Raw genomic sequence first — 13,035 nt, 5'->3', positions numbered from 1 at the left:
AGTCGATTTATGTTGGTAACTATGTGTTCAAAAATAACACATAATTCTCATATTTGTTCGGTTTAAAAATTATAGAACGGATATAGGGGAATAAAAAAACAGGCATGTTATTTAGCGAACAAAATTTTAGAAGAAGGGGCGAATTTTCGGGAAGTATAGAAGTAGTATGTGGCTCTATGTTTTCCGGTAAAACGGAAGAACTGATCCGCAGGTTAAAAAGAGCCCAGATTGCTAAACTGAATGTCGAAATTTTTAAACCCCGCACCGATACCCGCTACCATGAAACTGCCGTAGTTTCGCACGATTTAAATTCAATAAACTCTACCCCTGTTGATAGCGCTTCGGCCATTTTACTACTGGGCACCAACACACAGGTGGTGGGTATAGATGAGGCTCAGTTTTTTGACAATGAACTACCTGATGTTTGCAATAAACTAGCCCTTAGGGGAATACGCGTTATTGTTGCCGGCCTCGATATGGATTTTACAGGTAAACCTTTTGGACCAATGCCTGCCTTAATGGCCATTGCAGAGCATGTTACCAAAGTAAATGCAGTTTGTGTTTGTTGTGGTAACCCTGCCCTATTCAGTTACCGAACAGTTGCCGATGAAGCTACGGTTTTATTAGGCGAAAAGGAAAGTTACGAGCCACGTTGCAGGGCCTGTTACAATCTGGACAAGGGATAGCCATTATTGATTAATCTTTATAAAAGCTAATATTTTTTGATATTGTTTATATGCAAAGCATGTATCAAAATCAGAATTGACATGAATCACAGCAAATTATAAAGCCAACTGTTTATCTTAGCACAAATGATTCAAGATAATAAAACATATAAAAACAGTGTTAAAACCATATCTATTTTAGGTTGCGGCTGGTTTGGTCTGGCATTCGCCCGAAAATTGATTCAATTGTCTTATCAGGTTAAAGGCTCTACCACAACTCCAGAAAAGTTATCAAAACTTTCAGCGGAAGGTATTCAGCCGTTTCTGATCAATTTTACGACTGATCAGATCACAGCAGATCCTGATTTTTTTGATGCAGATGTATTGTTTATCTGCATTCCACCAAAGCGCAGTTCGACTGAACTTCTTGATTATCCTCAAAAGGTTAACTCAATTTTAGCAGCCGCAAAAGATAAATCAAAACACGTGGTGTTGATCAGTTCGACCAGTGTTTATGCTGATGAAAACAAAACAGTAAATGAAACTAGCGAAACAGATCCAGATACAGATTCGGGAAAAGTTGTGCTAGCTGCTGAAATACGATTTAAGGAACTTTTTCCAGAAGACTACACCGTGATCCGCTTTGCAGGCTTAATTGGTCCTGATCGTAACCCTGGCAGATTTTTTGCCGGAAAAAGTAATGTGCCGAATGGTTTAGCCCCAGTAAACCTGATTCATCAAACAGATGCGATAGGCCTTGCAGTAAAACTTTTGGAAAAACAGGCATTCGGCAGAACCTATAATGCCTGCTCACCAGACCACCCTGCAAAAATGGACTTTTACATTAATGCAGCTAAATCAACAGGCCTTGCTGAACCCAATTTTATTACAGAAAAGAAGGATTGGAAAATTGTAGAGAGCATTAATGTACCTGAATTTTTGGGTTATACGTTTGAGGTAGGGATTTAATTTATTGCTTCGTCATTGCGAGGAGGAACGACGAAGCAATCTTACTACTATGGGTTAAGCGATCGCATTAAGATTATTCATCTGTGCAGTTGTTTTTAAAGGCATTCATGAGCTCGCTTTGTTCGGTTATCTTCGTGCCTCGCAATGACAAGATTAGACTAACTCAACAATCCCAACAACTCTTTCTTGGTTAAATTCTTAAACAAACTACCTTCAGTCTGGATCAGATCTTTAACCAGATCTTTTTTCGTCGCCTGAAGCTTCATGATTTTTTCTTCAATCGTGTCAGGGCAGATTAAACGGACGGCCATCACATTTTTATGCTGGCCAATCCGGTAAGCGCGGTCAATTGCCTGGTTCTCCACTGCGGGGTTCCACCATGGGTCAACCAGATAAACATAATCGGCTTCAGTGAGGTTCAATCCCGTTCCGCCAGCTTTTAAACTGATCAGAAAAACCGGGATGTCGGCATTCTCCTGAAATGAGGCAACCGCTTCAGCCCTTTTCCGTGTTTGTCCGGTGAGATATTCATACCTGATCCCCTTGCTTTCCAATTGCTTTTTAATCAGATCGAGCATGGTAACAAACTGAGAAAAAACAAGAATTTTATGCTTGCCGGCCTTACTCCCGATCTGCTCCATTAACACCTCAATTTTTGATGAAGCCTGCAAATACGATTTTCCATCAGCCAGTAAGGCAGCCGAATTGCAGATCTGCCTTAAGGTAGTAATACTTTTCAGTACGTGCATCGAACTTTTAGGCAGCTCATCCTCCTGTTTGCCCAGAATAAAATCCTGAATTTCTTTTTTGTTCGCTTCGTAAACTTCGCGCTGCTCGGCTCCCATTTCACAATACAGCACTATTTCTGTTTTATCGGGAAGTTCTTTCGCCACCTGTTCTTTGGTCCTGCGGAGAATAAACGGACGTATTTTTTTCTGAAGCTCTTCTGCCCTTCTACTATCTTTAAACTGATCGATTGGGGTTGAATATAAATCGGCAAACTGCTGTTTACTGCCAAATAAACCCGGACAAGCGAATGACAGCTGCCCATATAAATCAAAGGTATTGTTCTCTATCGGCGTTCCTGTCATGGTTACCTTATTTCGCGACTGCAGCATCCGAACTGCTTTATAACGTTGCGATTCCGGGTTTTTGATCAACTGCGATTCATCTAAAAAGATATAATTAAAGCGATAATCTTTTAAGAAACGGATATCAGAAAGCAGCGTCCCGTAAGAGGTTAAAATGATTTCAAAATCGTCGAAAGTATCAGTTGTTTTGGTCCGTTCGCCAGCATAAATGGTTTTTACTTTTATAGATGGAGTAAACTTCTCTACTTCGGCCTTCCAGTTAAATATTAACGAAGCCGGAACCACCACCAGATTTGTATTGTGTTTTACTTTTTCACGCTGTGATAAAATGAAAGCCAGAACCTGAATGGTTTTACCCAATCCCATGTCATCGGCTAAACAAGAACCAAAGTTAAAATCATCTAAAAAGTTGAGCCAGTTTAAACCGTCTTTCTGGTAGTGCCGTAAAGTTGCGGTTAAACCTTTTGGCACCTCTACCTCCTGAATTGAGTTGCTTCCTTCAAATTTCTTCTTGTAAAGTTTCAATTCGTTCTTTACATCACCATCCAATAAGGCATCTTCATAAAGCTCGTTGATAGAAGCAAATTTAATTTTTGGTGTAAGAATGGCATCATCAGTTACTTCACCTGCATTAAAATAAGCAGCAAATTTTTCGATCCATTCATGTGGAAGTATGCCCTGAGTCCCATCATCAAGCGTAACAAACTTACTTTTGTTTCTGATCGATTTATGTAAATGTTTCAATGCAACCTGATGTTTGCCAAACTTCACTTTCACTTTGGTTTCAAACCAATCTGTCCCACTCAATACCTCGATATTAATTTTCGCCTGAAATTCACTCAGTTTATTGTTTTTGAGCTGGTTAAATCCTAAAATATGGATGCCTTTATTTCGCCATACCTCAAAAGCATCAAGGAACCAGGCTTCTTCCAGAAACCTTTTACGGTGCAAATAAAAAGAATCGTTGGTTTCCTGATCATAGAAATAAGGGTGTTGTTTCAAAACATTCCCGATAAACTGTAATTCGGCATCTTCGTCACGATGTAAGGTAAAGAGATTGCCCAATTTATCCTGCGCCTGGATTTTCTTTTTAGACAGCACAGGTATTTCCATGCTCCCATAACGCATTACCGGTGTAAGGAGGATATAATCTTCTGATTCTGAAAGATAGATCAACTGTTCATTTTCGAGATCGAAACCTTTTTCTTCGATCTGGCCTTTGGTTGCCGGTTTCAAATAAGAATAATCGACATGGATACTTCCTTCTAAAGGCACCAGAATAACTTTTTGAAACTCCGGATATTTGGTTTTATGCAGGATTAACCTGTTGCTTTGCTTTTTGAAAAAACCAATTACGCGTAGAAAATCCAGCCTGCCAATTAGATAAAGCTGATTGTTAAGTTTAACAAAATACTGGTGTACTAATACCAGGTTCTCCAGTTCGTATGATTTGCCTTCGATGATCAATCGACCTGTAATTTCATAATAATCATCACGCTGGTTTACCGAAAGATGCAGATCTACCTCCAATAAATGTGCATCAACCGCCGTAATGGTCGACGCTTGAATAGCCCCAGACTGTTTACTATCCTGCAGGTAAAAAGGAATCTGTTGAGGATTTTTAACGATCGCTTTTAAGGCTTCAATCTCTACCTCGCTTTGATCATTATTGTAATTCTGCTGAAAAGTAGTAATACCGCTATAAAATTTCACCTGATCGTTATCATTTGTTTTAAAGAGCAAATCAGCCGGATTAATTCCTTTTATAGGATTTTTAACCTTGCCACTTTTAGTGGTTTCGGCTTCAAATAATTCGATCGTTAAATTGTTGTAATAGCGGTGTTGCCCAAAAACCAGGATCATTTTACCTGGGTCGTTTTTAGCCTGTACTTTTATTTTGGCTTTAGCCGGAAGTAAAAGTTCCTGTAAATTTTGCTGGACTTCTTTATTGAATGGCTGGAGGGCGTCCATTTTTGGGTGGATAGCTACCTGGTCGTTTTCGTAGCGGAGATTAAAAAGAAGATCAAGATTCTCTTCTTTTTCCAATCCATAATCGATCGCAATTTTGGCAAGCTTTTGTTTCCGCAGATTACTGTCGAAAAAAATAAGCAAATCCTGCCGTTGCAGGATATTGTATAAAACCCTTGCCTGGTGCTCACACAATTTATGCTTCGGTGTAGTGCAACGACAAGAAAGTTTTACGGAGTTGGGGTGCTGCTGAACCTGAACAATTGGAAAAGATAATCCAGAAGCTTCATCGCTAAAAGCTGCAAAATCGATTTCAATCTGCTCTGGAAATAACTGATAAAAACCTTTAACATCTGTATGAATGAGTCCGCTTAAATGTTTAAGGATAACAATCTGACTCAGATCTTTCAGGTTAAAATCTTTTAAGATGTAATCGTAAGGATTTTGTTCTGATACTGGATGCGCGGTTACCTGATCACTCATTTAAACTAGAATAGCTAAGTGATAAAAGTAATCATTAATAAGTTTTAGCTAAAATGACTTTTTGGGTTTTTATGCACAATTAATCAAAAGCATTGTTATTTCGAGGAAAAGTTTATTCATAAAAACCAATATAAATGACAATGGGATTTTAGCGAAATAATAGGATGCGAGAAGTCGTCATTGCGAGAAGGCTTTTTCAGCCGACGAAGCAATCTTACAACGATCGCTAATAGCTATGTGCATTAAGATTGCTTCGTGCCTCGCAATGACGACCCTTTTTATTTAGATTTGTAGAATGTATCGGAGTACAACGCAGTCGAGAACCCGAAGGCTCAGCGAAGCCAAATCTGTCTAGATAGATCTCTCCATTTCGCTACGCTTCAGTCGAGAAGACGACCCTATTAGACTACAGCGATTTACGCAAGTTCAAATAAAAAGGTACTGCTATCTTTTCTGTTTTTCCATTAAGGATAAATTCAGCAGCCTGTATACCTAGTTTGCTAAAATCAGTTGAAATGGTGGTAATCCCATCCAGAATAATCTTTTTTAACGGTGTTTCGTTATAAGAAATTACGCCAACATCCTTACCAATTTTAAGTTTCTGGGCAATTAAGCGTTCAATCAGTATCACCAGATCATCTTCCATCAGGTTAATGTACACTTCACCTCGATTAATTTCTTCGTCTTTGATATTATGGATTACCTTATGATCAAAAGCATATTGCTGACAGAACCTATAAAAACCTGTTAGTATTTCATGAGGGAAATAACTGTTTTTTGGAAAAATGATTTTCAGGGTGCGGTAATGTGAAAGGCGTTCTAAAGCCTGCTCTAAAGCTGCATAAATATCCTGTGCAAAGTTTTCATAAGCCGCAGCATAATCACCCGTCACCCCCGGTAGTAATTTATCAAGGATAACCAGTTTTTCTTTAGGAATGGTATTGATAATTTCGTGTGCATTTTCGCCTCCTTCTAAAAAATGTGGGATAATTACAAAGTGCGAATAATCGTCGCGCTTGGCCACAATCATTTTTTTAAAGAGTGCAAAATCGTTGTTGTAGATATAAAAATCAATCGCAGCGCGTTCTCCCAAGGTTTTAGTGAAGGAATCGTAAATGATCTTTTTGTGTGTACTGAGTTTATTAAAAAGCAAACAAACCTTCAGTTTCCGTGAAAAATCGGTATTGATAATAAAATAACCCTTGCCTGGTACAGAATCAACCACCCCTAATTTCCGGAGATTACGGTAACCTTTTTCTGCAGTATCTCTCGACATCTCCAGACTGAAACTCAGTTCATTTATAGAAGGCAACAAACTATTTTTCAGAAGTTTACCACTTTCAATAGCCGCCAAAATGGCATTGGTTAGCTGCTTGTATTTTGGCGTCGACGAATATTCGTCGACGTTAAGATAGGGGATTAAATCTTCTGGTTTCAAATTGACAATATTGATGTATGAAATTCTAATATACGGAAATCCCTAAAAATCTATGGTTCGTTGTATGGCAGAATAGTATTTTAGCTGGATCATATCCGTTGGTGCTGGGTTTTCGTTCCAGGCATCATTTATTGCCAAAGCTGTACCTATTGCCGTAGCTTGCGAAACTGAAGAAGCATAAACCTCTATATCTGGAATAGAAATCGCTAACAGATGCATATAAATTGCATTTTTACCGAAACCACCATCTACAAAAATTCTTTTTACTCCTGCATTTAAGATCAGTTTCAACGAATAAATCTGCTGTTTGATCAGGTCAAAAATCAGTTGATGATAGGCTTCTTCTGCCGTTTGAAAGAGGTTCAAATCGCGATCAGGAAAAGCTGAACTTGCTGAAAAACCCTGTTGTTCCTGTTGGTTTTCGGGTATTTTATTGGCCAGTTTTAAAATCATTGCAGGGTTAAACTTCAAATGTTTAAACAGATAAGCCGCACGATCGAAATGTTCTGCAATCCGCTTAAGTTGTACTTCATGCTCGTAGCCCGCAAAAATCCGCGAAGCCTTAATTGCCTTACCTTTAAAGTGCATATAACACAGGCAATCTTGTTTAAGTTCTTCAGCTGTTAATGGCTCCTGGTTAAAAGGATTTAAACTAATGCACCATGTTCCGGTTGAGATGAGTACAAATGGCGTATTAAAATTGGCCAGGTAAGGAATCAATGCTGCAGAACTATCGTGCAAGCCAACACCTACTTGTATTGCATTTCCTTCAAAATTGGTTGTTAAACTCGAATCTGCCGCAGTGAATTCGCCAAATTTCTCCCCTATTTTTTCTTCAGATACCCAATCGTGGTATTTGTTTTTATTGAAATCCCAAAGCTGGGTATGGCAACCAATACTGGTGATATCGGCCACTGCCTTACCTGTGATCAAATAGCTTAAATATTGAGGCAGGTGTAAAGCCCATTTTACCTTTTTAAATATTTCGGGTTTTTCGTGCTTTAGGCGGTACAATTGCATCCCCGAATTTAAGCTACCTAAAATTGGTGAAGCTGTTTCTAAGGAGATCTTCTCCTCGCCTCCATATTTTGAATAAAAGGCCTTTTTAAGCTCCTCGGGATATTCCTTTAAATAGTTATAAAGTGGTGTTAGTGGATTGCCATTTTCATCGAGATAAACAAAACTGGCACCATAAGTAGAAAAGTTTATGGCCTTAACATCAAACTCTTTTAACTGCAAAACCTGATGCAGGGAATCGTAAACGGATAAACGCAGACTTTCCAGATTTTCGCATGGTTCGCCATCTTCATCAACTGTTTCTACAAAACGTGCAGACCGTTCGTAAACAATACTGTAATTTTCGTCTATCAGAAACAGTTTTTTATTTGTTTTCCCGACATCAAATATGGCAATAACAGGTTTAGGCATTTCTATTTCTCTATTTACAAACCTGTGGCAACAGTATTTCCGCGGTGATCAACTAACTTATTTCTAACCTCTAAACCCCGGTATAATTCGATTGGCGATAAGGCCGCTCCAGCTCTCAATCTCGCCTCGGCTACTAAAGCCCTTAAATCGCTCCGGAAAGTATTTTGCAAAATTTCCTGTGCTTTTGCCACGTCGTTATTGTTCTGTGCTTCGTTTAATGCTTTTCGATCAACCAATAAAGCTTGCGCATAGGCGATCATAATGGCTTCTACTGACTGTAATAAATCCTCTAATGGATCTTTCACATTATGAGAAGCATCGATCATCCATCCTAAATCTTTTGCATGGTTCATACCTTTTGCATCCATTCCCTCTACCAGTTCGTTAAAAATTAAGAACAATTGATAAGGTTTAATGCTTCCGGCAGTTAAATCATCATCTCCGTATTTAGAATCGTTGAAGTGGAAACCACCCAATTTTCCTTCCATTAACAATAAAGCAACAATCTGTTCAATGTTTGCATTAGGCAAATGGTGACCTAAATCGACCAAAGTATATGCCTTTTTACCCAGTTTACTAGCATATAAAAGTGATTGTCCCCAGTCGCCAACCGTAGTCGAGTAAAAGTTAGGTTCGAAGGCTTTGTACTCCACAAACATTTTCCAATTTTCCGGCAGTGCTGAATAGATCTCCTGAAGGCTTTCTAAGGTATTTTCGAAAGCTTTACGGAAATTGAGCTGACCAGGGAAACAAGAACCATCGGCTAGCCAAACGGTTAATGCATCAGATCCTAATGCGATACCATGTTTGATTACTTCTATATTATGCTCAATCGCTTGTTTGCGGATGTCTTTATTTACATTCTGTAACGAACCAAATTTATAGCTATGTGCAGCACCTTTCTGATCTTGAAAGGTATTTGAATTCATAGCGTCGAATTTTAAACCGTAGCCAGATGCCAAAGTTTTTAACGCTTCTGCATTTTGAGGGATATCCCAGGGAATGTGAAGCGAAATTGCACCACTTGCACCATTTAGCGCATGAAGCAAGCCAACATCTTCAATTTTTTCTTCAATATTACGCGGTTCACCACCAGTAATTGCAAAACGGCCAAAACGTGTGCCACCTGTACCTAAAGCCCAGCTCGGAATGGCAATTTGAAAATCGACCAGTTTCTGGATTACGCTTTCTAAGTCAACGTGAGACCAATCTTCTTTTAGAAATGAAAGTTTACGTTGATGCGAAGTTAAAAGGGAGTCGTTATGTTTTTCTATCTGGTTCTGCTCGATATTCATGAGAATATTTGGTTTATTAGGTTAATCATTGTGGCGATACAATCGCCATTCTCGCTCATCCTCGTTTCAAACGAGGACGATTATAAAAAATTAAAGTCATTTCGGTCTGAGCCAGGCACAGACCGGTTAAACAACTTAAAAAACTTATTTTTTTGCTACCGCCGTGGTCTGTGTCCCCACAGACCACTAATCCAATTATACGTTTCGGTCTGTGAGGACACAGACCGAAGATAAACTATCGTACAAATGCCATGGCTACTCCGCCGTCAACATTTAAAACATTTCCGGTTGATTTTTGCAGCAAGCCACCTACAAAAGCGAAACAGGCATTGGCAATATCATCCGGTAATATGATTTGGTTCAATAAGGTACGTTTGGCGTAATAAGCAGGTAGTTCTGCAACGGTAATTCCATAAGCTTTTGCACGGCCTTCGGCCCAACCGCCTGCCCAGATATTGCTATCGCTGATTACAGCATCAGGGTTAACCACATTTACACGGATATTATCGGCGCCCAATTCTGCAGCATTTAACCTACTCAAATGTAATTGGGCCGCTTTTGCACTGCCATAACCGGCATTATTCGGTCCACTCACCAGAGCGTTCTTACTTACAATATTAATGATATCGCCACCAATATTCTGCTTTTGCATCGTATTTGTTGCAGCCTGGGTAATAAAGAACTGACCTTTTACCAAAACATTATATAATAAATCCCAATCTTTTTCGGTGTGATCAGCAATGGTTTTAGAAATTGATAAACCTGCATTGTTAACAATAATATCTACCCCACCAAAAGCCAAAGCAGCAGCATCGAAAGCTTGTTTAATATCGTTTTCGCTGGTTACATCCAGAATTGCAGTGCTATAAGAATCCTTGCCATAAAGGTTTGCAAACTCTTTACCTGCTTCTTCCAAACGCCCGGCATTCATATCGTTTAAGATTACCACACCACCTTCTGCAACAAATTTCTTCGCAATTGCTTTACCGATGCCACCCGCACTGCCTGTAATCAGGGCAATTTTCCCTGTTAAAGGTTTCGGTTTTGGCATACGCTGTAATTTCGCTTCTTCCAACAACCAGTATTCGATATTAAAAGCTTCCTGGTGTGGTAACGAAGTATATTCTGAAACGGCCTCAGCACCTTTCATTACGTTAATGGCATTAATATAGAATTCTGCAGCAACCCTTGCGGTCTGTTTATCTTTAGAGAAGGTAAACATGCCGATTCCAGGATATAAAATAACCACTGGATTGGTATCGCGGATAGCCGGACTGTTTGGATGTTTACAGGCTTCATAATAAGCAGTATACATTGCTCTATAAGCCTCAAAAGCAGGCTCCAATGTTTCTTTTAGTGCTTTAACATCTGTCAAATCAGCATCGCTGGCTAGTGTTAAAACCAGCGGACTGATCTTCGTTCTTAAAAAGTGATCAGGACAACTTGTGCCCATTGGAGCAAGGCGATCAAGATCATTAGAATTGATAAATTCTAAAACGCGGCTATCATCTGTAAAATGACCGATCATGTGCTGTTTAGAAGAACATAAACCACGCAAAACAGGGGCTAAAGCAGCAGCTTGTTTTTTACGCTGATCTGCAGCTGCACCTTCTATTTTCTGTCCGCCAAAAACAGAACCTTTTTTACCATAGTTCTGGTTCAGGTATTCAGAACAGATTTCGATTACTTCTAAAGTATTCAGGTAACTTTCATAAGCGGTATCTCCCCAGGTAAATAAACCATGCGAGCCCAACATAATACCACGGATACCCGGATTTTCATCTAAACACTGTTTTAATTGTAAACCCAGTTCAAAACCTGGCTTTTTCCATTCCACCCAGCCAATTGTTCCGCCAAATAATTCTTCGGTAATTTTTTTGCCGTCTTTAGCCGCCGCGATAGCAATGGCCGCATCGGGGTGTAAGTGATCGATATGCGCAAATGGCAGGAAACCATGCAAAGGCGTATCGATTGATGGTGCTTTAGAACTTAAATCGAAAATGCAGTGGTTAAACAGTTCAACCATTTCATCCTCATGTTCTACCCCACGATAAATATTTTTCAAGCTACGTAAACGATCAACATATAATGCTGCGAGGCCACTTTTCTTTAAAGTACCTAAATCGCCGCCTGAACCTTTTACCCACATTACTTCGGTTTCTAAACCTGTAAGGGGATCTTTTTCCAATACTTTACACGAGGTATTTCCACCTCCATAATTGGTTAAGCGTAAGTCTGCACCTAATAAATTAGAGCGATAAATTAATAGGGCAACTTCATCTCCAGCTAGTTTTGCGGCTTCCTCTTCATCCCATAGATAGCTTACGTGCTTATAACTTTTCGTATCGATTGACATTCTTATATTCTATTTAAATTTTTATTTATTAACCTTTAATTGAATTACCATAACCCACAATGAGTACCGAAATGATGATGGTTAAAATACCGGCCAAAACTGTAATCAATGTTTTTCTTGATACACCTTTCCACTCTTTTAATACCAGTCCCCATAAATTGGCGATAAGGATGATGAAGGCCATGTGCAGAATCCATGAACTGGCACCATTGCCCATTTTACTTTCGCCCATACCATAGAAAAAGAACTGTAAGAACCAGGTGGTACCAGCCAGAGCAGAAAAAATATAGTTTTTTAACAACGGCGTTTTTGCATTGGTATAATCTCCAAATGTTTTATTCCTTGCATTTAATACCATACACCAGATAAAGTTGGTGGTTAGGCCGCCCCAAAGCACAATTACATAAGTAACGTTATTCTGAAATAAAAAATTACCGGTTTCAGCAGGATTTGCTGCTTTCCAGATCGCATTCGCTGAATCAGCCATTGGTTTTCCGGCTTCAATACCAAAATTGAAACAGGCGCTTAAAACACCCGAAACAATCCCGACGAATAAACCGAGCCCGAATTTATATTCTGTTTTTATCTCCATCCCATGCGGATCGGTAATACCGGATTTCATTTCCTTTTCTTTCATCATACCTGCTTTACCACAGATGATAATCCCAACAACACAAACCAAAAGCCCAAGCAATACCATACGGCCCCAATCGGTATGCAGAAACATGGTAAAAGTATCTTTACCGGCCTGCGGAAAAAAATCGAAGTAAATAGATGGCAGGATTGAACCCAAAACCATACAAAGTCCTAAAATGATACTACTCCCTAATGATACGCCCAGATAACGAACGCCTAAACCATAGGTTAAACCGCCGATACCCCAAAGCACACCAAAAAAATAGGTTAGCCATAAAATGCTCCCGTTGGTACTGGTGATTATTGCCGTAAAATTTGGGATGGTTAAATAAGCGGCAAGTGGCGGAACGATTAACCAGGAGAAGATTCCCCCAACAATCCAGTAACTTTCCCAAGCCCAGCCTTTAACTTTTTTGTATGGAATATAAAAACTTCCAGAGGCAAAGCCACCGAAGAAATGAAATATTACGCCTAAAATTGCTTGCATGCTATTAATATATTTGGTTGCTCTAAAATAGAATATACCGTAATTTTAACTGTTATGCACTGTTATGGATGAGAAATGTAAGACGCAAAATGGAGGATGGAATTGGATAAGTATGGAGACGGAGGTTGGGAGTTATAGTATAGAAAAACAGATACCAGCCTTTCGCGTTGTGTCAAATACCACCGTCTGGCACGGATTAAGATCTTTAAGTGTAGTTAG

General features: G+C 39.3%; 8 protein-coding genes. 2 read left to right on the top strand and 6 right to left on the bottom strand.

Annotated features, from left to right (window positions below; genetic code table 11):
- Nucleotides 1-104: 104 nt before the first annotated feature.
- Nucleotides 105-686 (top strand): thymidine kinase, encoded by a 582-nt coding sequence (locus KYH19_RS02450; protein WP_132395000.1) that lies wholly within the window; start codon nucleotides 105-107, stop codon nucleotides 684-686.
- A 126-nt stretch (nucleotides 687-812) separates the two neighbouring features.
- Nucleotides 813-1,634 carry an SDR family oxidoreductase gene (locus tag KYH19_RS02445; RefSeq protein ID WP_219077435.1) on the top strand — a complete coding sequence of 274 codons (822 nt, stop codon included), beginning with the start codon at nucleotides 813-815 and terminating at the stop codon, nucleotides 1,632-1,634.
- A 158-nt stretch (nucleotides 1,635-1,792) separates the two neighbouring features.
- On the opposite strand, the gene KYH19_RS02440 is transcribed toward KYH19_RS02445, so the two are convergent.
- The 6 genes from KYH19_RS02440 to rhaT all read right to left on the bottom strand — a co-directional run bounded on the left by KYH19_RS02440 (nucleotide 1,793) and on the right by rhaT (nucleotide 12,816).
- On the bottom strand, nucleotides 1,793-5,176 hold the full coding sequence (locus KYH19_RS02440; protein ID WP_219077434.1) for a DEAD/DEAH box helicase: 3,384 nt from the start codon (nucleotides 5,174-5,176) through the stop codon (nucleotides 1,793-1,795).
- A 406-nt stretch (nucleotides 5,177-5,582) separates the two neighbouring features.
- On the bottom strand, nucleotides 5,583-6,614 hold the full coding sequence (locus tag KYH19_RS02435) for a GntR family transcriptional regulator (RefSeq protein ID WP_219077433.1): 1,032 nt from the start codon (nucleotides 6,612-6,614) through the stop codon (nucleotides 5,583-5,585).
- Between the two features lie 42 nt (nucleotides 6,615-6,656).
- Nucleotides 6,657-8,042 (bottom strand): FGGY-family carbohydrate kinase, encoded by a 1,386-nt coding sequence (locus KYH19_RS02430; protein WP_219077432.1) that lies wholly within the window; start codon nucleotides 8,040-8,042, stop codon nucleotides 6,657-6,659.
- A 14-nt stretch (nucleotides 8,043-8,056) separates the two neighbouring features.
- Nucleotides 8,057-9,337 carry a sugar isomerase gene (locus tag KYH19_RS02425; protein ID WP_219077431.1) on the bottom strand — a complete coding sequence of 427 codons (1,281 nt, stop codon included), beginning with the start codon at nucleotides 9,335-9,337 and terminating at the stop codon, nucleotides 8,057-8,059.
- A gap of 235 nt (nucleotides 9,338-9,572) precedes the next feature.
- The gene (locus KYH19_RS02420) at nucleotides 9,573-11,693 is read right to left on the bottom strand and encodes a bifunctional aldolase/short-chain dehydrogenase (RefSeq protein WP_219077430.1); all 2,121 of its coding nucleotides are present in this window, start codon (nucleotides 11,691-11,693) and stop codon (nucleotides 9,573-9,575) included.
- A gap of 28 nt (nucleotides 11,694-11,721) precedes the next feature.
- Entirely contained in the window at nucleotides 11,722-12,816 is a 1,095-nt protein-coding gene (gene rhaT, locus KYH19_RS02415; RefSeq protein ID WP_219077429.1) for an L-rhamnose/proton symporter RhaT, read from the bottom strand.
- Between the last annotated feature and the right edge of the window lie 219 nt (nucleotides 12,817-13,035).

Origin of the sequence: Pedobacter sp. D749 (assembly GCF_019317285.1) — a bacterium.
GTDB lineage: Bacteria > Bacteroidota > Bacteroidia > Sphingobacteriales > Sphingobacteriaceae > Pedobacter.
This window is presented reverse-complemented; position numbering and strand designations above follow the sequence as displayed.